The following is a 20,856-nucleotide window of genomic DNA, read 5'->3' on the forward strand; positions in this document are numbered from 1 at the left end:
TCACAATTCAGATGAAATTACACTATTTACTATTTATGTTATTACCCTTACTTTACTCTGAAGTTAGGGCACAAGACCCTATATTTACTCAATTTTTTATGGTTCCTGAAGCACTTAATCCTGCAGTTACTGGTTTGGTAAATACTTGGAGTGCTGGAATTATCCATAGACGACAATGGCCAGATGCTAATAGACAAATTGATACACAGTTTGGCTATTTTAACAACATGGTTGCTCTTCCTACAGGTAAATATTCAACAAACTATGATGAAAATACGATTGGTTTAGGGTGCACAATTCTAAACAATCATGAAGAATTTACGGGTTACAATTATTCTCAATTTAATGCGGTTATTTCTTATCGAGTTGAACTTGATTATGATTGGAGTTTAAGATTTGGATTAGAAACAGGGTATGGAAAGAAAAATTACAACTTTAAAAATCTGTTGCTAGAAGATCAAATAAACATCAATGATGAAACAATCAGTGGAGAAAGTATAGACCCAGATGTGCTAAATTACAGCAATACTATTGACTTTTTAGATGTATCTGCTGGACTATTATTAGTAAATGAAAATTTGTGGCTTGGAGCAGCATTTAAACATTTAAACAGACCAGATATATCATTCAAAGAAAACGGTAATGTTCCTTTAGACCTTTTTTTAACTGTCCATGGGGGATATTATTTAGGGGCAGCAGATTCTCCATTCATGGATTCTTTAGGAAGTCCTGACCTCCTAATTACAGCAAATTATATGAGACAATCGCAATACAATAGATTAGATATTGCTGGTATTTTTCAATTTAGCAGATTTTCTTTTGGAGTAGCAGCGGTTACCAATCCTGAACGAAGAAGTTCAAATAGTCACCTACTTACCTCTGTAAACCCGATAGCTACTTTTAATTTTGGTGAATTTACTTTTGGTTATTCCTATGATGCTAATACTACTAAATTTGGCAATTCACAAGGAGTTCACGAATTATCGTTGACTTGGCAGTCTAGTAGAAATTGTGATAAATGTGACAATTACAAGGTAAAATTAAAAAGAAATGGTGTGAATGGGTATCAAAAAACATGGTAAATAAAATTATTCAAATCTCCTCTAAAAAGCTTTGTGATGATGATACTGTTAATCTTTATTAAATTATAAAAAAACTTCTGAAAAGAAATTCTTGATTTTTTAACTAAATCAATTTCTTTATACTTTACAATTAACAAAAGCTATTTATTTTCTGAAAATCCTTTAGCAGTTTCATTTTCATTATCAAATAATTTTATATCTATTGTAATATGCAAAAATGTTGTTAAAAGTGTCAAATAGTGGCGGTAAAGATAATTATTAAGATAATATAAAAATAAAAAACCCACTGAAACAGTGGGTTTTAGCGTGAGCGCAGAAGGATTCGAACCTTCGACCGCCTGCTTAGAAGGCAGGTGCTCTATCCAGCTGAGCTATGCACCCATTTTTGTTTTAAAACTTAAATGGAAAAGTTTTTTGTCGGGGTGGCAGGATTCGAACCTGCGGCCTCCTGCTCCCAAAGCAGGCGCGATAACCGAGCTACGCTACACCCCGAATTCTTAATTAAAATCAAGAAATCAATTTCAACATACTTTAAAAATAAAAATTAGGATACTCTTAAAATTTGTGAGGTGCAAAAGTAATTAAATTGTATGTATAAAGCAAATTTTTTTATTAAAAGTGAATTGAAATTTTACAATAGAATTTTAAACAACACTTCTTCAATTGATTGAAATTTTTTAAAATTTCAAAACTTAGTATACCCTTTTACAAAACAACAATTTTACAACTATTTTATAGCTAATCGATATTTTTAAAAACGGCTATTTTTTAAAATTTGAAATCCCTTCTTTTAGCCAGTTTTCATACTCATTAACTGATACAAAACTTACTGTTGGTTGATTAACATTTAAACTATTACCCTGAAAATCAGTTAAAACATACAAAGGCTGAGTGTTTGTTTTGTATTTCGAAATCATAAAATCAGTCCACTTATCCCCTACTGTAATAATTTCTGAACCAGTAGTTTTTGAAATAAATTGTTCACTTTTAGGCAAATCAATATCTTCATCAACATACAAAGAAATCAGTACAACTTGATTTTTCAATATATTAAGTATTTTTTTGTCTGACCAAACCGTATTCTCCATTTTTCTACAATTTACACAAGCATGGCCTGTAAAATCGAGCATAATGGGTTTATTAACACTTTTAGCATACGCTACTCCTTTTTCATAATCGTGAAAAACTACTAAGCGATGCGGACCGCTTTTAGCTCCATCAGGCAAAATCGATGCTTCTACTGAACTTCCAGCACCAACTCCAAAAGGACTTTCACTATACTCCATTGGTGGCGGAAATGCATTTATTATTTTTAAAGGTGCGCCCCAAAGTCCAGGTATCATATAAACTGTAAATGCCAATGTAATTAAGCCTAAAGACAATCTCCCAACTGAAATATGACTTGATGGACTATCATGAGGCAAAGTTATTTTTCCGAATAAATAAAGCGACAGGGTTCCGAAAATAGCAATCCAAATCGACAAGAAAACTTCTCTTTCTAGCCAATGCAACTGCAAAACTAAATCGGCATTAGAAAGGAATTTGAATGCTAAAGCCAATTCTAAAAAGCCTAAAACTACTTTTACCGTATTTAACCAACCCCCAGATTTTGGTAAAGAATGCAACCAACCTGGAAACATAGCAAATAACATAAATGGCAAGGCTAAGGCCAAGGAGAAACCAAACATTCCAATTATAGGTGCAATTCCTCCCTTAGAGGCTGCCTCTACTAACAATGTTCCAACAATTGGACCTGTGCACGAAAAAGAAACAATTGCCAAAGCTAATGCCATAAATAAGATACCAATTACCCCACCTCGATCTGCTTGACTGTCAACTTTATTAGCCCAAGAATTTGGTAGCATGATTTCGAAAGCCCCAAGGAATGAAGCTGCAAAAACAACTAATAAAATGAAGAATATAATATTAAACCAAACATTTGTTGATAATGCATTTAAAGCATCGGCACCAAAAATCCAAGTTACTAAAAACCCTAATAGTACATAAATTACAATAATTGAAATACCATAAAAAATAGCATTTCTAATTCCTGCGGCTTTAGTTTTGCTTTGTTTCGTGAAAAAACTTACTGTCATTGGAATCATCGGAAAAACACATGGGGTTAGTAACGCAGCAAATCCAGATAAAAAAGCAATAAAAAATATAGACCAAAGTCCTCGATGTTCATTTGGTTTAGAAGTTTCGATTTTGCTAACTGTAGGAATAGCTTGCTCGATTTTAGAATTGACACTCTTTTTACTTATTGTATCCGTTGTAGATGAATCTAAAGCAATCTTTTTCTCAACAGCTTCTGTAGTAGAAATAGCTGAACTTGGAATAATAAACCTTAATTTCTTTTCTAAATTAATACAAACGTCTTTACAAACTTGGTAATTTAATTCTGTTTCAATTGTTTTAATTTTAGGATTTAGCAGCTCAATTTCCTGGGTAATTTGGGCTTTGTGTTCGAAGAAAGTTTCGTTTACTTGAAAAATATCATTGTATGCAGTTTTGGTTTTGCTTTCTTTTGATTTTCCTATTAAATTAAAATTGCCTTTTTGGTTTTTAAAATTAATTTCTAAAGGTAATGGCCCACCATCAGGTGTGAATTGCGAATACATATGCCAGTCTTTTTCAATTACACCATTAAAAGTGAGAATAAAATTTGTTTCTGATTTTTTTTCAATTGTAGTAGTCCATTTTACTGGATCTAGAATTTGTGTGTTTCCTTTAACAAAGACTAAAAGAGTTATAAATATATATATTAATTTCTTCATTGTATTAGTTGTATTTTAAGAATATTTCTTGTTGTTGTTTCAATTCTATATCGTTCATCTTGTCGAATGCCTATTACCCAAACTATTTGATTATTTGAACATAAAAGCCAAGTATTTTCTTTGTCAAAAAGCGATAGTTTTTCATCTTTAAACAACTTACTTATTTTTTTTTCTTTTCCATTCATTCCAAAAGGTTGAAAAAAATCACCCGTTTTCCATTTTCTCAAAACCAAAGGAAATTCCAGCAAATCTTCATCGACAAAGATACTTCTATCAGAACCTATATTAATGTCGGATACTTTACAAATGACTAATTTTAGGGGAATCTTAACTTCTAATTGGCCTTTTTCTATAAAATATTCATCAATTGTATCTTCCTGAATTAAAGGACTTAAAATTAAATGTTTTCTGTCTTTTAGCAATCTAAATTCATTCGAAAATACTTGTTTTCCTGACTGACCATCTACTAAATCATATATGTCTTTCCAAGCTGAAAAACCAAAATCTTTAAGCCATTGATACAGATAGGATTTATAATTTGGTAATTTACCCAACTTTTTTATGTTAAAATAATAAGCATCGCCTTTTTCTTCAACTGTTTGACTAAATAGTATTGAAGCAGCATCATCAACCATTTCGTTGGCTTGTTGTAAATACTGTTGTGTTTTTTGAAAAGAAGCTAAAAAATTTGGATTTATTTCCTTTAAAATCGGAACTAGTTGATGACGAATTTTATTTCTAACATACTTTTCTGAAGCATTGCTGCTATCTTCTCTCCATTTGATGTCGTGCTCTTTAGCATAATTTTCTATCTCAACCCGATTAAAAATCAAAAGTGGTCGTAAAATTTTATCATTTTGCTCAGGAATTCCTATTAATCCATCTAATCCTGTTCCTCTAGATAAGTTAATAAGAAATGTTTCTAAATTGTCATCAGCATGATGTGCTGTTATAATAAAACTATAATTTTGTTCTTCTAGTTGCTCATAAAACCAGTTATATCGCAATTCACGAGCTGCTACTTGTATCGAAAATTTATAATCTTTTGCAAAAGATTCTGTGTCAAATTGAGTAAAAAAAAATGGAATTGAATTCACATTAGTATATTCCTGAATAAAATTTTGATCCTGAAAACTTTCTATACCTCGAAGTTGAAAATTGCAATGTAAAACAGCAATATCGTATTGCAATTGTTGAAATAAATGCAATAAAACCATGCTATCTAACCCTCCGCTTACTGCAAGAAATAGTTTTTCATTTTTTAAAAAAGGAAAATTTTGAGCAATATGGTTTTGAAATTTCTCTATCATATTCAAAAGTAATTATTTCTTTTGATTTTAGCTTAACACTTCGCACATTGCTTTTGCTTTTAATAGGCATTCTTCATATTCTTTCTCAGGAATTGATTGAGCAGTAATAGCACTTCCAACTGAAAAAGAGACATACTTATTGGTTTGATTGTATAAAATACTCCGAATTACAACATTAAAATCAAAATCGCCATTTGGTCTAAAATAACCAATGGCTCCGCTATACAAACCCCGTTTCGACTCTTCAAGTTCCTCGCATATATTCATTGCTGAAAATTTGGGAGCTCCTGTCATACTTCCCATTGGAAAAGAATATTTAATTGCTTCTATAATAGAATATTGACTGTCTAAATTTGAAGTAACAGTAGAAATCATTTGATGTACTTGTTCAAACGAATATACTTTACATAATTCCAGAACTTCTACGGATTTTCGCTGAGCTGTTCTTGATAAATCATTACGAACCAAGTCGGTTATCATAATGTTTTCGGCACGCTCTTTAGGATCTTTTGCTAATTCGCTTTTTGAATTTTCATCATCATTGGCATTTAAAAAACGTTTTGCGGTTCCTTTTATAGGTTGCGAAATGAGTTGCTCTCCTTCTTTTTTTAAATAACGTTCTGGGGAGGCACACAGTAAAAACTGTTTATCATTTTTAAAATAGGCTGAGAAAGGCGCCTTGGAAATTTTATTAAGTTTTAAGAATATTTCTAGTGGATTTATAGCGGATTTTTCAGCAAAAAACTCCATACAAAAATTAGCCTCATATATAGCTCCGTGATGAATATGCTCGAGCATTTTAGAAACTTTTTTAATGTATTTTTCTTTTGAAATTCGTTGCTGAATTTCAACTACTTGAACTCCATCAACATCTGACTTTTGAATTGCATTTATTGCTGAAAAATCTTCATCAATTTCATCATCGCACATGTTAAGATACTGAATTTCAAGTTGATTCCCTTTTAATAAAAACAATTTCTTAGGTTGAAAGAAAAATAAATCTGGAAAATCCAATCCGTCAAAATTGTTAGATTGTAAAACTTCAGTATTGTTTTTTAAATCATAAGTCAAATAGCCAAATAACCAATCTCTGGTAGTTTGCTGGTATTGTTTTAAATCTTCGAAAGCATTGTGAAAATCAGTTTTTATTGATGTAAAGGCATCTACAGCAAGTAAACAATCATAACTGGAATATTTTTGATTGTTATTGAATTCTGAATTACTATCTAGAAATACGATTTCTCTAAATTGTTGGGACCAACATAAGAGTTGTTCTTTGAAAACAATTGGATTGGAAATCGATTTAAAAATTGAAACTCTCAAAAACGTAAAAATTTAGACTTCAAAATTACAATAAAAAAAGTCCATCAATGAAGACAACTTAAAAAATTAATGGCACTATTTTTATATTACATCAAATAACTCGTTTTAATAAATTGATTCCTATGTTGATAGAAAATTACTTATTGCATTTTATTATTTCTTTAAGTAACTCATTTATTAATCAATACTAAAATCGTTTATTATGAAAACAATTGCAAAATATTGAAGCTAAAATAAATCAAGATAGTACTTTAGAAACCATAAAATTTTCTGTCGAAAATAACATTTCCATTCCTGTACCAAACACAAAAATCGATACAGTTACTAAGACAATAGCATGCAAATTGATTATTTAGATTATCGAGTTATTACAGCTGGTGATGTTTATTAACAAATGCTTTCGAACGAATTAGCTAAAAAAGAAATATAATTAACGAAAGGAGGATTGAAAAAGTAATTGCTTTAAAATACAAAAAGTTAAATGATATTATTGCTGCCGAAATTAATTTTGGTTCACAAATTTTAGATGCTTTAAAAAGTGGTTGGTACATTCTGCAAGATATAATTGTATTTCTGTTTCAATTGTGGTGGTTAATTGTATTAATTAGTATTGGAGTTTTTGTTTATAAAAAACACACCATTAAACAGAACATGAAATCATGATTATCTATTGGTTAAATATTAAAAAATATGATTATATTTGATAAAGGATTAAACATTTTTTACATTCACTAAAGTGATAATTTACTAAGATTAAGTAAAATTTTAAAATAATATTGCATTTCAAAGTTGTATTTAACCAATAAAACCAATTATATTATGAAAATTGTTACTATTGTTATCCGAACCTTAATGGGGTTATTGTTTCTGTTTGCGTCAATTAGTTTCTTTTTAAAATTAGTTCCAGAACCTGTAACTACTGGTGATTTTAAAGCTTTTCAAATTGGGTTAGTAGCCTCTGCCTATTTAATTCCTTTAGCTAAATCAGTCGAATTACTTTGTGGATTAGCTTATGTTTCCGGACGTTTTGTTTCACTGGCAAATATTGTAATATTACCAGTTTCCATAAATATATTACTCATTAATTTTTTTCTGACACCTGAAAGTCTTCCAATAGCCATATTTATTTTTTTAGGAAATCTATTCTTGATTTATAGATATTGGGCCAATTATAAAAGTGTATTCACCATGTAAATGGAATAGAATCAAAAAAACCCGTTTCACTTTAAAATGAAACGGGTTTTTTTATTTTTAAGATCACTTTTATACGTGCAATGCTCTATTATCAGTAGCAGCTAATGCAGCTTCCTTAATTGCTTCAGCAAAAGTAGGATGAGCGTGACTGATTCTAGAAATATCTTCGGCAGACGCTTTAAATTCCATAGCAGTTACAGCTTCAGCAATCAAATCGGCACAACGAGCTCCTATCATGTGAACACCCAGCACTTCATCGGTTTTTGCATCAGCAAGAATTTTAACAAAACCGTCTAAATCGCCTCCAGCTCTAGCTCTTCCTAATGCTTTAAAAGGAAAACTTCCTGCTTTAAAAGCAATTCCATTTGCTTTTAGTTGCTCTTCAGTTTGCCCAACAGCAGCTACTTCTGGCCAAGTATAAACAACACCTGGTATTAAATTATAATTGATATGTGGTTTTTGACCCGCTAAAATTTCAGCAACCATAGCACCTTCTTCCTCAGCTTTGTGAGCTAACATTGCTCCACGCACTACATCTCCGATTGCATAAATATTTGAAACATTGGTTTGCAAATGATCGTTTACTTCTACCATTCCTCTATCTGAAATCTTTACTCCTGCTTTATCCGCATTTAAACCTTCAGTATACGGTCGACGACCTACGGAAACTAGAGAATAATCACCTTCTAAAGTAATGGTTTCTCCTTTTGAATTTTCGGCTTGAACTGTAACTACATCTCCCTTTCGCTCTACCGATTTTACTTTATGAGAAACATAAAATTTCATGCCTTGTTTTTTCAAGACTTTAGTCAGCTCTTTAGATAATGAACTGTCCATTCCTGGAATAATTCTGTCCATAAACTCCACGACTGATACTTGCGCTCCAAGACGTAAATAAACTTGTCCTAATTCTATTCCTATTACTCCACCACCAATTATAACTAAGTGTTTCGGTACTTCTTTGAGCTTTAAAGCTTCTGTAGAAGTAATGATTCTATCTTTATCGATTTTGATAAATGGTAATGACGAAGGTTTAGAGCCTGTAGCAATTATTATATATTTGGCTTCAATAGTTTCTGAAGCTCCATCCGCTTTAGCAATAGCAACGTGGGTAGCATCTATAAAAGAACCCAGACCTTCAAAGACTGTAATTTTATTTTTATCCATCAAGAATTTTACTCCTCCCGAAGTTTGATCTACAATAGATTGTTTACGAGAAATCATTTTCTCTAAATTTACTTTTACATCACCAGAAACTTCAATTCCGTGATCAGCAAAGTGTTGCAATTCTTCATAATGATGTGAAGAGGCTAGCAATGCTTTAGAAGGAATACAGCCTACATTTAAGCAAGTTCCGCCTAATGTTGAATATTTCTCGATAATGGCTGTTTTAAAACCCAACTGTGCACAACGAATAGCAGATACATATCCGCCGGGTCCAGAACCTATGATGACTATGTCAAATGAACTCATAATATATTAATTTTTGTGTTGCAAAATTAGGAAATAAAGTTTTGTTTAATACTTATATTTTGAGGTTTTTTAAGACTAAAATAAACAAATAAAATAAGACTTTATTTAACGTGCTATTTGTAAGAAATACATTTCATTAATATTTTGTTCATCGGCTTTAATTACACATTAACGAAAAAGAAAAAATATTGAATTGTATGATTCATAATAGTATTAGGTTTGCTTCATAAAATTGACACTTTTTAATTACTAACCCCCAAATTAATTTTTATTGTCATGAAAAACCTATATGTAACCTTGCTTCTCTTATTAGCGAATTTTTCACTATCTGCTCAAAATGTTTCGATTCCTGATTCTAATTTTAAGGACAAACTTATTGCTCTTGGTATAGATTTAAACAACGACGGATCAATTCAAACAAGTGAAGCACTTATGGTCGAAGAATTAGACATTTCAAATGCTTCAATAATTTCTCTATCAGGAATTGAAAACTTTACAAATTTAAAAAGATTAAATTGTAATAATAATTTAATAACTAATTTGTCATTAACTGCATTTGAACTTTATGAGTTAAGATGTAGTAATAATAAGTTAACCGAATTAAACGATATTAGTTCTCAAACTACTGAACTTGATGTTTCATACAATAACTTAAATGCTTTAAAATTACCTGAATCTGTAAATTATAATTATTTAGATATTTCAGGAAACAATTACACTTCAATAGAATTTAATGATGTTAAGTTAAATTTTTTCTCTTGTAATGACAGTAAATTAACTGCATTAGATTTTTCGAATGTGAGACAATTGAGTGAGACAATTTCTATTAAAAACAACCCTAATTTAGAAGCCATTAATTTTAGAAACGGGAAATTTGATTTGTGTTATGTAATGTTGGGTGGTTGCCATTTTTATTTAATTTTAAATAATAATCCAAGTTTAGAATTTATCTGTACTGATGAATTTGAATACAAGGGACCAACTATAGTTACAGAAACTGAGTATTTTCAATCGTATTATAATTTACCTAATGTAAAATTTAATTCCTATTGTACCTCAAATACAGATCGTGCATTGAGCGTAGAAAATTCTATTAATAAAGCACAAAACTTTACATTTTATCCAAACCCAGTACAAGACAATTTAACTATTGAAATGGAGAATCTTACTACTGTTTCATCCATAAATGTATACAATACTATAGGACAATTGGTTAAAAATATAGCTAAACCAGCTTTGTCAAAACAAATAGGAGTTGCATTATCTGATTTAAAAACTGGAAGCTATTTTATAGAAGTGGTTTCAAATCAAGGAAAATCAACAAAAAAATTATTGAAGTTATAATAATCACCAATTATTATTGAACCGCTCTAATGAGCGGTTTTTTTTGTTCTACAAAATGCTATATTTTTTCTTAGAAGAATCAAGATTATAGTTAATATAAACTATTTGGATAAATTTAACTTACTATTTTTATAACCATATACAAAATAGAAAATCAAACCAATAACCAACCAAATCCCAAACCATATCCAGTTAGAAACGGCCATTCCTGTTAATAAGTAGCAACAAGAAACTAAACCTAAAAGCGGAATTAAAGATAAGTTTTTTATAAATGAAAGTACTGCCATTACTACACAAACAACTAAAAACACTATCATAGGTAAGTTAGTTGCCATTTTTCCATATGATAAATCTAAAACAGAGGTAAAGAAAGTTGGTACATAAATATTTATTAAAACTGTTCCTAAGATAACCATTAAAGGGAAAATATATTTTGAATTTATATATGGGATTCTGAATTTCCCTTTTGTTGCTCTTTCTGCTAATTCAGACTCGCTTTGTGGAGATAACATTAAAACTCCGCCACAAACTAATACAAATGCGAAAAGTGTTCCAATACTCGTAAAATCGAGTACGAAATTTTCATCGGTAAAAAAAATCGGAATTCCAACTACCAATCCTGTAACAATGGTTGCAAAACCTGGTGTTTTATATTTTGTGTGAATTGAAGAAAATCGTTTAGGCATTAATCCATCGCGACTCATGGTCATCCAAATTCGAGGTTGTCCCATTTGAAAAACTAATAATACACTAGTCATCGCAACAACAGCAGCAATAGATACAATAAACAACATCCATTTTACGCCTTTTAATGCGAAAATTTCTGCCAGAGGGTCACTAACTCCTAACAATTCATAAGAAACCATTCCAGTAATAACTAATGCTAAAACTATAAAAACTGCAGTACAAATCACTAATGAATAAATCATTCCTTTAGGTAAATCGCGTTGAGGATTTTTACTTTCCTCGGCTAATGTAGAAACTGCATCGAAACCAATGTATGCAAAGAAAACTGCCGAAACTCCTCCCATAACTCCACTAAAACCATTAGGCATAAAAGGAGTCCAATTATCGATATCTATATAAAAAGCACCAACAATAATCACTAATGCAATAATCGCTAATTTAATATAGACCATTATATTACTAAAGTTTTTAGATTCTTTTGTACCTCTATAAACCAAATAAGTAATTAAAAGATTAATAACGACTGCAGGTAAATCAAAAATTATTTTTAAACCACCAAGAACTGGAGCATTTTGCCAAGCCATTAATCCTTCGTCACCATTATTGGCTAAAAAAGCATCTTGTGCTGATTTGTAATTTATGGTTAACCATTCAGGTATATGAATATTAAAGATTTCGATTAAATTGGTAAAATAGCCACTCCAAGAAAAGGCAATATAAATGTTTCCAATAGAATATTCCATAATTAAAGCCCAACCTATAATCCATGCAAAAAGTTCGCCAAAAGAAACATAAGCATACGTGTAAGCACTGCCAGAGACGGGAACTCTTGAAGCAAACTCAGCATAACACATTGCAGTAAATCCACAGGCAATTGCACACATTATATATAAAATAACAACAGCTGGACCTCCAGAAAAACAAGCGTTTCCAATAGCACTAAAAGTTCCGCCTCCTATTATTGCCGCAATACCGAAAAAAGTTAAATCTCTTACTGTTAAAACTTTATTCAATCCCGAATGTGGTTCGCCGTCACCCCCTTCTTGAACAATTGCATTCGCAGATTTTTTTCTTAATAAATTGGATATTGACATGTTGTAAAAGTTTTATCTAAACAAATATAGCATAATAATGATATATTTATAATAAATCTAATTCGAAACAATCTCAATTTAAATACTTTTTACTTCTAGAAATTATGCATATTGTATAAACCTAAAGTTTATCCTAATGTAAATCCTTCACTTCCTTTTGAGTTCCAATAACAGTAAAATCTTTTGCAAATCTATCAGCATAATCATCCAATAATTCTAAAATTCTTTCGTGTTTGTTGGATTTTACAATTAAACCTGCATGATATTCTAAAGGCACTCTAAAACAAATTTCTTCATCTGAAAAAGAGGACAAATCAGGATGTTGGTATTTTGACAAGGTTAAAACAATTCCTGCATATTCATTTTTTACTTCAGGAAGTTTATATTCAATTTCTTTTGCTAAGGCATTTTCTATGGCTGCCCATTCTGCCCACAAATTTATATTAGACGCTGATGCAATCATTTCAGCTAGATGAGCACCACCAACACGAGAGGACGTTTCTAGAAAATAAATCTTTCCATCTTCATGGCATTTGATATATTCAGAATGTGCTGTGCCATGTTTTAATCCGAAATCCTTAATCACCTGTTCGTTTACTTTCTTAATTGCCTTATCATCAGGAGAATCATAAGGAATATTGGCACTTCTAAAAATGCCACCTCCTTGAGAAATTTCCATTGGTGTTGCCAAATATTTTGAAGTTATGCTAAAAATAATTTTACCGTCTAAAATTAAACTATCACAATGGTACACATCACCTGGGCGAAATTGCTCTACTAAATATTTAAAGCGATTATTTCCTAATTCATTAATATGCATCCACAAACTATCCTTATCATATACCTTTATAATTCCTGATGCTGAAGCCTCAGATCTAGGCTTTAATACCCAAGGAGAAGCAACAGTATCGGCAAAAATATTAATATCAAAATCATTAAATAAAGAACAAAAACTTGGATTAGAAATGCCACAACTTTTGGCGCGCATTCTCATAGCTAGTTTATCTCTAAAATAGCGACCTGTAGTTTGACCCATTCCATCAATTCGAAGATTTTCTCGCAAATAAGTAGCTTTCTCTACATCAAAATCATCTAGTGCAACAATAGCATCTATTTTATGATTTCGCATTAAATTCCCAACTCCTAGTAATAAATGTTCCAAATTCCAATCTGTGTCTTGCCCTTCCATAAAAAAAATCTCATCAATATATTCTACTGGCCATGATTTATCTCGGAGCTTTTCTGAAGTGACTAGGAAGACTTTATTTCCTAGTTTTTTTAAATTAATTAAAAAATCGACACCTTTAAAATAATTAGAAATACAGACAAACGTTTTTGGATTATTCATGATTTATAGATTTTCAATAAAATTAGTTAATAGATGAACACCATACCCCGTTGCATGTTTACTTTTGGCAAATTCATCATCACCAAAAGCAACCCCAGCAATATCAAGATGCGCCCAAGCGGTATGCTCTTCAGTAAAAAACTCTAAAAATTTAGCAGCACTAATTGCTCCAGCTACAGGTTTTCCGCTATAATTTTTCACATCAGCAATATCACTTTCGATATCAGGTTTATAGGCATCCCAAAGTGGTAATTGCCAAAGTCTTTCACCCACATAGTCGCCAGATTGCTGTAGTTTTTTAGAAATGGATTCATTATTGGTAAACAAAGCTGCACATTCGTACCCAAAAGTTCCAACACTACTACCTGTTAAAGTAGCAATATCAACAATTACTTCTGGAGCATAATTTTTTATGAGATAGGATAAGCCATCGGCAAGAACCAATCTTCCTTCTGCATCAGTATCAATAATTTCTATAGTATGACCACTGTAACTATTTATTACATCGCTTGGCAAAAATGATTTATTATCGACAGCATTTTCGCAACAGGGTACAATTGCTGTTACTTTTACTGGCAATTTTAAATCGGAAATGAGTTGCATAGCACCAAAAACAGCTGCTCCACCAGCCATATCACATTTCATGTGAACCATTCCGGTAGTTTTTATGTTTAATCCTCCAGTGTCAAATGTAATTCCTTTTCCAACCAAACCCACATGCTTTGTTTTAGCATCAGCATTTTCTGGAATGTAATTCATAATTACAAACTGAGGTTCTTTATCGCTTCCTTTTCCTACTGATAAAAACGAATCTAATTTTTTGTTAGTTGCATCTTCAAAACCAAATACTTCAGTAGTAAATCCGAATTTATTTCCTGTTTCAATTGCCCAATTTGACAAATATTTTGGAGTGATTTTATTTGACGGTAAATCTACTAAATTTAATATTTCTAATTGAGCCGAAGCTATTTTGGTAGCTCTTATTGCAGTTTCTTCGAAATTTTGTTTTGAAACTATTTGCAAAACAAATTCAGAATTTAAAAAAGGATGATTTACTTTCTCTTTTTTAAAATGCCCTAAATCATAAGTTCCTAAAAGTAATCCTGATATAGCAGCTTCAACTTGCTCGCTTTTAAATTCATCGGGTAAGAATAATGCAACATTGTCTCCAAATAATTCTTTATTTTTTGTTGCAATTCTTCTGAAAATAGTTTTTAAAGATTTATAGTCTATCGTTTTTCCTATACCTATGAATATGTGAGTTGAATCGTATTTTTCGACTAAATAACAAGTATCTTTTTTGCCGTAAAAAACTTTTGCCGAAACCGAAACACCGTGAAATTCAATCGGCACTAAACTTTTAGAATAGGTTTCGAATACAGGAATTAGAATAATACCGGTAAAGCTTTCTAGGTTTTTTATTGTATTTATTTTCATAGAATTAGTTGTCTTTAGTATTAAAAAAAAGCCATTCAATTGCTTTAGGAAACTCATCACTCCAATAAGTTTCATTGTGTTTTCCCAGCATATTGATGCTTAAATTGATTTTCATTTTATTGGATACAAATTCATTTTTAATCATTCTCTTTTTGAATTTTTTTACGTGATCAATCATAGTGGCACTTTCATCTCCACCAGCATATAAATAAATTTTGGTGTCACCGGGTTCAGAAAAATCCGCACTCGAAAAATCCATTTTAGGAATTACCCAAAGTGATGGTGAAAAAATCATTAGCTTGCCATATACTTCCGGATACATTATTCCGCTAAAAATACTAACCAAACCTCCCATAGAGCTACCTCCTATACCTGTATTTTCCCGATCTGATTTTGTTCTGAATTGTTTATCTACAAAAGGCTTTAAAGTATCTGTTATGAAACGAATGTATTTTTTTCCTTGTCCAACGCCTAAAATTGTATTTCCAACATTATATTCCTTTATTCGGTCTTGTTCGGCATGTTCTATAGCAATAATGATAATCTTTCCTATATTGTATTCGGCCATAACCGCTAACTTCTTGTCTATTTCCCAATTGCCATACTGCGCATTTTCATTGAATAAATTTTGAGCATCTTGCAAATACATTACGGGGTAATGTTCGTTTGATGAGTCGTAATCATGAGGAAGCAATGCCCAAACTCTTCGCGTTTTGTTGAGCTGAGGAATTTCAAATTCTTCAGAAATGAGATGCACTTTAGGCAGAAAATTAGGCTTAAATGGCAACCAATTTCTTCTCCATTTATCGACATGTTCTTTTCGAACTCCTGAGTTTTGATTGCAAACTCGGTTGGGAGTTCTATTGCCATATTTATCAATCTCAACCTCACTCCAATCCCCTTTTGTAAATTTGTAAAGCAACTCTTCTGGATAAACAAAATCATTAGAAAATTTATAATGATACAAACCGTTTCCGATTTTTTCCATCATAAAATGACTGTCTTGAGTATGCCAATTATTGAAATTTCCTGAGATATAAACCGGACGTAAATCGTCTTCATCGGTTGTAAGAAGTATGTTGAGTTGAGGCTCAATTAATTCGTCTTCTATATCTTTTGAAAGGCTATTTGTATTAGAAACCATATAAATTTAAAAAAAACTATATAAACTTTAATTATAAAGTAAATATAGTTTTTTGATTGTTTAAAAAAAGAAGTTTAGACAATAATTATTGCTATTATTTTTCTCGTTCTTTTAATATTGAAACCACATCATTCAATTGAAATCCTTTTGCTTGTAATAAAATAAGATAATGAAATAACAAATCAGCACTTTCGTTCAAAAATAAATGGTCATTATTATCCTTAGCTTCAATAACTACTTCAACGGCTTCTTCTCCTACTTTTTGAGCAATTTTATTAATTCCTTTTTCAAATAATGAAGCTACATAACTTTTATCAGAAGAAGCGTTTTCTTTTCTGTTTTTTATTGTATTTTCTAGTTTTGAAATAAATCCATACTCTTGATTATTTGAATCTTGCCAGCAGTTATCTGTACCTGTATGACAAGTTGGTCCTACAGGATTTACTTTAACCAAAAAAGTATCATTATCACAATCAATTTTAATATCTACTAGATTTAAAAAGTTGCCACTTTCCTCTCCTTTTGTCCAAAGTCTTTGTTTAGATCGGCTGAAAAAAGTAACCTTTTGTGTGTCAATTGTTTTTTGATAGGCTTCTGCATTCATATATCCAAGCATTAAAACGGTTTTAGTTTCATTGTCTTGAATAATAGCTGGAATTAATCCGTGAGCACTTTTGGAAAAATCTATATTCATTTTAATTTAGGATTTAAGATTCTCGATTTGGGATTTTTAAATCCTAACTTCGATATTATTTTTTTTAAGTTCTTTTTTTAATGTCTTTATTTCAATTTCCTTGAAATGAAATACACTTGCGGCCAATGCAGCATCGGCTTTTCCTTCTACAAAGGTATCAACAAAATGTTGCATATTTCCAGCTCCACCCGAAGCAATTATTGGAATATTTACCATTTCGGATAATGTTGCCAAAGCTTCATTGGCAAAACCGCTTTTCGTTCCGTCGTGATTCATTGAGGTAAATAGGATTTCTCCTGCGCCACGTTGTTCCACCTCTTGTGCCCAATCAAATAATCGGATTTCGGTGGGAACCTTTCCTCCTACCAAATGCACCATCCATTCACCATCTATTTGCTTGGCATCAATTGCTACCACCACGCATTGACTACCAAATTTCTGAGCCAAATCATTAATCAATTGCGGATTTTTTACGGCCGATGAATTAATGGAAACCTTGTCAGCTCCGTTTTGCAACAAAGCTTCAACATCTTCGACAGTAGAAATTCCACCACCCACCGTAAACGGAATATTGATGGTTGCCGCTACCTTACGAACCAAATCAAGTAAGGTACTTCTGCGTTCTTCCGTTGCCGAAATATCCAGGAAAACCAATTCATCCGCACCTTCATCTGAATAGATTTTTGCCAATTCCACAGGATCGCCTGCATCGCGCAAGTCTACAAAATTAACACCTTTCACGGTTCTTCCGTTTTTGATATCGAGGCAAGGAATTATTCTTTTTGTTAGCATTATTTGAAGTTAGAAGTTAGAGGTTAGAAGTTAGAGGATTCTAACCGAGAAAAAATCACTTTAATTTACTTTTTGCTGTGTTTATTGAAGCTACAATTATTGCAACTAATTCATTCGCTTCTTCACATAACCTTATCATTTCATTTTTTACATTTTCATCGCCTAAATCATATAGTTCCAACAAAATTTCAATAAAAAAATGGCTTTCATCTGCTTCTTCTTCAACTATTTTTAATTTATTAATAAAATCCGCTGTAGATTTTCCTCTTTGTGAAGCTCTATAATTTGCACCTACTGAACTCGAACATCTAATTAATTGATTAACATAAGCATTATACTCTCTTGAATTAGGAAAATTTCTGCATAACTTTCCACAATCAATAGCAAATTTTTTAGTTCTTGCTTTTAAATCTTGTACCATAATTTAAGGTTATAGGTTAAAAATACGAAGTTATAAATAAATACAAAGTTAAAGGTTAGAAATTAGAAGAGATAATTTTATATTCCAACTACTTCTAACCTCTAACTTCTTATTTCTAACCTATTATGTATTTTTCCAATTGTTTTAACGAAATTCTGCCTTCGTAAATCGCTTTGCCAATTATTGTTCCTTCGCAACCCAATTCAGCTAGTTTAGGCAATTCATCAAAAGTTGAAATTCCTCCAGAGGCAATTAATTTAATTCCTTTGGCTTCTGATAAAATCTTGGCATACAAATCAAAACTTGGTCCTTCGAGCATTCCGTCTTTTGCAATATCGGTACAAATTACATATTGAATTCCTTTGTTTTGATAATCCTGAATAAATGGCACTAAGTCTTCATTTGAATCTTCTAACCATCCAGAAACAGCAACTTTTTCGTTATTAGCATCGGCACCAAGAATGATTTTATCAGAACCGTATTCAGCAATCCATTTTTCGAAAATAACTCTGTTTTTCACAGCAATACTTCCTCCAGTGATTTGGTTTGCCCCAGATTCGAAAGCAATTTTTAAATCAGAATCAGCCTTCAAACCGCCTCCAAAATCAATTTTTAATTTGGTTTGAGAAGCAATTTGTTCCAATATTTTATAATTGACAATTTTATTCGATTTCGCTCCATCTAAATCGACTAAATGTAAGTATTCAATTCCGTGCGCTTCGAATGATTTCGCTACCTCTAGCGGATTTTCGTTGTATATAATTTTAGTATTGTAATCGCCTTTTGATAATCGAACACATTTCCCTTCGATGATGTCTATTGCAGGTATTATTCTCATTTGATTGAAGATTAACGATTTTTGATTTCAGATTTAAAAATTGCTATTGAAATTGATTTTTGCCATTGCCATTTAAATTTATAGCTTTAAAAAATTACCAAGAATTCGCTCCCCAACATCGCCACTTTTTTCGGGATGAAATTGGGTTCCATAGAAATTATCATTTTCTAAAGCCGATGAATATTCTAGTTCGTAATTGGTAGTGGCAATCGTTTCCCCGCAAATAGGCGCATAAAAACTATGTACCAAATACATATATTCGTTTTCGGCAATTCCTTTGAACAAATCGGATTTCAAGTTATAAATAGTGTTCCAGCCCATTTGTGGTACTTTTACTTTATTAGAAAATTTCAACACATTTACATCAAAAATCCCCAATCCTTTGGTATCACCTTCTTCCGAATGGTTGCACATCAATTGCATACCCAAACAAATTCCGAAAACGGGTTGTTTCAGCGTAGGAATTAAAACATCCAAACCGCTTTCCTGAAGCATTTTCATTGCATAACTCGCCTCTCCCACTCCCGGAAAAATCACTTTGTCCGCTGCTTTTATTTCGTCAGGATTGTTGCTCAAAACCGCTTTGTAACCCAATCTTTCGATGGCAAACATGATGCTTTGAATGTTTCCAGCTCCGTAATTTATGATAACAATCCCCCCATCCCCCGAAGGGGGAGTTGATAAGGGTTGTATTATATTATGATTCATAATCTATTTCTTTTGAATTACTTTCTAATTCCCCTTTCGGGGGTTAGGTGAATTACAACATCCCTTTCGTACTAGGTAAAATCATTTTTTCTGTATCCCTTTTAACGGCAACTTTTATTGCTTTGGCAAAAGCCTTGAAAATCGCTTCAATTTTGTGGTGCTCATTCGTTCCTTCTGCTTTTATGTTGATGTTGGCTTTTGCTCCATCCGAAAAGGATTTAAAGAAATGATAGAACATTTCCGTTGGCATCTTTCCCACCATTTCACGTTTGAATTCGGTTTCCCAAACCAACCAGTTTCTACCCCCAAAATCAATGGCTACTTGCGATAAACAGTCGTCCATAGGCAAACAAAAACCGTAACGTTCTATTCCTAATTTGTTTCCTAATGCTTTGGCAAAAACTTCTCCCAGGGCAATTGCCGTGTCTTCGATCGTGTGGTGCTCATCGACTTCTAAATCGCCTTTTACGATGATTTCCAAATCCATTTGTCCATGACGAGCGATTTGATCCAGCATGTGGTCGAAAAAAGCAATTCCAGTATCGATTTTACTTTTTCCGGTTCCGTCTAGGTTTAAATTGATGTGTATATCCGTTTCATTCGTTTTTCTAGAAATTGTAGCTGAACGTTCCTTCATTTTCAAAAACTCGTAAATCGTTTTCCATTCTGTGGTTTTTAAAGCGATAACAGCATCCAATTCATGTCTTTTTGACGAAATTTCATCGCTTCCTAATTCTTCGTTATTACTAATATAAATGGCTTTTGAACCCAGATTTTTGGCCAATTCCACGTCGGTTATTCTGTCTCCGATGACAAAAGAATTTTCCAAATCATATGCTGGGTTGTTGATGTATTTTAACAACATATCCGTTCCTGGTTTTCTGGTAGTTACATTTTCATGAGGAAAAGTTTTATCTATATAAACAGCGTCAAAAACAACTCCTTCATTTTCGAAAGCTTTCATTACCAAATTATGCACAGGCCAAAAATTAGCTTCAGGATGCGAATTGGTTCCCAAACCATCTTGATTGGTCACCATCACCAATTCAAAATCCAATTCGGTAGCAATTTTCCCTAAATATTGAAAGGCTTTTGGATAAAACTCCAGTTTTTCGAAACTGTCTAATTGATAATCGGTTGGTTCCAAAACCATTGTTCCATCTCGATCTATAAAAAGTACTTTTTTCATT

The 20,856-nt window shown here is 31.8% G+C and carries 17 protein-coding genes and 2 tRNA genes; 3 read left to right on the forward strand and 16 right to left on the reverse strand.

Annotated elements, in window-relative coordinates:
* The first annotated feature begins 11 nt into the window (after positions 1–11).
* A complete protein-coding gene (locus tag F6464_RS02565) occupies positions 12–1,082 on the forward strand; it encodes a PorP/SprF family type IX secretion system membrane protein (protein WP_151106179.1) in 1,071 nt (356 codons plus the stop codon).
* Between the two features lie 307 nt (positions 1,083–1,389).
* Here F6464_RS02565 and F6464_RS02570 read toward each other — a convergent pair.
* The 5 genes from F6464_RS02570 to F6464_RS02590 all read right to left on the reverse strand — a co-directional run bounded on the left by F6464_RS02570 (position 1,390) and on the right by F6464_RS02590 (position 6,492).
* Positions 1,390–1,463 (reverse strand) — tRNA-Arg (locus tag F6464_RS02570).
* 36 nt (positions 1,464–1,499) lie between these two features.
* Positions 1,500–1,574 (reverse strand) — tRNA-Pro (locus tag F6464_RS02575).
* 269 nt (positions 1,575–1,843) lie between these two features.
* The gene (locus F6464_RS02580; protein WP_151106180.1) at positions 1,844–3,859 is read right to left on the reverse strand and encodes a protein-disulfide reductase DsbD family protein; all 2,016 of its coding nucleotides are present in this window, start codon (positions 3,857–3,859) and stop codon (positions 1,844–1,846) included.
* Complete coding sequence (tilS, locus tag F6464_RS02585; RefSeq protein WP_151106181.1) at positions 3,856–5,169, reverse strand: tRNA lysidine(34) synthetase TilS; 1,314 nt, start codon at positions 5,167–5,169, stop codon at positions 3,856–3,858. Before tilS ends, F6464_RS02580 begins: the two co-directional genes overlap by 4 nt.
* 27 nt (positions 5,170–5,196) lie before the next feature.
* The gene (locus F6464_RS02590; RefSeq protein ID WP_151106182.1) at positions 5,197–6,492 is read right to left on the reverse strand and encodes an anthranilate synthase component I family protein; all 1,296 of its coding nucleotides are present in this window, start codon (positions 6,490–6,492) and stop codon (positions 5,197–5,199) included.
* 819 nt (positions 6,493–7,311) lie between these two features.
* On the opposite strand from F6464_RS02590, the gene F6464_RS02595 reads away from it, so the two are divergent.
* Positions 7,312–7,686 carry a DoxX family protein gene (locus tag F6464_RS02595; protein ID WP_151106183.1) on the forward strand — a complete coding sequence of 125 codons (375 nt, stop codon included), beginning with the start codon at positions 7,312–7,314 and terminating at the stop codon, positions 7,684–7,686.
* 69 nt (positions 7,687–7,755) lie between these two features.
* On the opposite strand, the gene lpdA is transcribed toward F6464_RS02595, so the two are convergent.
* Positions 7,756–9,159, reverse strand: coding sequence for a dihydrolipoyl dehydrogenase (gene lpdA, locus F6464_RS02600; RefSeq protein WP_151106184.1), 1,404 nt, complete (start codon positions 9,157–9,159; stop codon positions 7,756–7,758).
* A 276-nt stretch (positions 9,160–9,435) separates the two neighbouring features.
* On the opposite strand from lpdA, the gene F6464_RS02605 reads away from it, so the two are divergent.
* Positions 9,436–10,503 (forward strand): T9SS type A sorting domain-containing protein, encoded by a 1,068-nt coding sequence (locus F6464_RS02605; protein ID WP_151106185.1) that lies wholly within the window; start codon positions 9,436–9,438, stop codon positions 10,501–10,503.
* A 101-nt stretch (positions 10,504–10,604) separates the two neighbouring features.
* Here the strand turns inward: F6464_RS02605 and F6464_RS02610 are convergent, their stop codons facing one another.
* The 10 genes from F6464_RS02610 to hisB all read right to left on the reverse strand — a co-directional run bounded on the left by F6464_RS02610 (position 10,605) and on the right by hisB (position 20,855).
* Entirely contained in the window at positions 10,605–12,284 is a 1,680-nt protein-coding gene (locus F6464_RS02610; RefSeq protein ID WP_151106186.1) for an amino acid permease, read from the reverse strand.
* A 133-nt stretch (positions 12,285–12,417) separates the two neighbouring features.
* Positions 12,418–13,632, reverse strand: coding sequence for an ATP-grasp domain-containing protein (locus tag F6464_RS02615; protein ID WP_151106187.1), 1,215 nt, complete (start codon positions 13,630–13,632; stop codon positions 12,418–12,420).
* Between the two features lie 3 nt (positions 13,633–13,635).
* A complete protein-coding gene (locus F6464_RS02620) occupies positions 13,636–15,069 on the reverse strand; it encodes a leucyl aminopeptidase family protein (RefSeq protein WP_151106188.1) in 1,434 nt (477 codons plus the stop codon).
* Positions 15,070–15,073: 4 nt separating this feature from the next.
* Positions 15,074–16,213, reverse strand: a complete 1,140-nt coding sequence (locus tag F6464_RS02625; protein WP_151106189.1) for an alpha/beta hydrolase — start codon at positions 16,211–16,213, stop codon at positions 15,074–15,076.
* Positions 16,214–16,307: 94 nt separating this feature from the next.
* A complete protein-coding gene (gene hisIE / locus F6464_RS02630; RefSeq protein WP_151106190.1) occupies positions 16,308–16,907 on the reverse strand; it encodes a bifunctional phosphoribosyl-AMP cyclohydrolase/phosphoribosyl-ATP diphosphatase HisIE in 600 nt (199 codons plus the stop codon).
* 36 nt (positions 16,908–16,943) lie between these two features.
* Positions 16,944–17,699, reverse strand: coding sequence for an imidazole glycerol phosphate synthase subunit HisF (hisF, locus tag F6464_RS02635; protein ID WP_151106191.1), 756 nt, complete (start codon positions 17,697–17,699; stop codon positions 16,944–16,946).
* Between the two features lie 55 nt (positions 17,700–17,754).
* Entirely contained in the window at positions 17,755–18,120 is a 366-nt protein-coding gene (locus F6464_RS02640; RefSeq protein ID WP_151106192.1) for a four helix bundle protein, read from the reverse strand.
* Between the two features lie 115 nt (positions 18,121–18,235).
* The gene (gene hisA / locus F6464_RS02645) at positions 18,236–18,958 is read right to left on the reverse strand and encodes a 1-(5-phosphoribosyl)-5-[(5-phosphoribosylamino)methylideneamino]imidazole-4-carboxamide isomerase (RefSeq protein ID WP_151106193.1); all 723 of its coding nucleotides are present in this window, start codon (positions 18,956–18,958) and stop codon (positions 18,236–18,238) included.
* A gap of 78 nt (positions 18,959–19,036) precedes the next feature.
* Positions 19,037–19,666, reverse strand: coding sequence for an imidazole glycerol phosphate synthase subunit HisH (hisH, locus tag F6464_RS02650; protein ID WP_151106194.1), 630 nt, complete (start codon positions 19,664–19,666; stop codon positions 19,037–19,039).
* A gap of 52 nt (positions 19,667–19,718) precedes the next feature.
* Positions 19,719–20,855 (reverse strand): bifunctional histidinol-phosphatase/imidazoleglycerol-phosphate dehydratase HisB, encoded by a 1,137-nt coding sequence (gene hisB, locus F6464_RS02655; RefSeq protein ID WP_151106195.1) that lies wholly within the window; start codon positions 20,853–20,855, stop codon positions 19,719–19,721.
* Position 20,856 lies beyond the last annotated feature (1 nt).

The organism is Flavobacterium luteum (assembly GCF_008806775.1).
In the GTDB taxonomy this organism is placed as follows: Bacteria; Bacteroidota; Bacteroidia; order Flavobacteriales; family Flavobacteriaceae; genus Flavobacterium; species Flavobacterium luteum.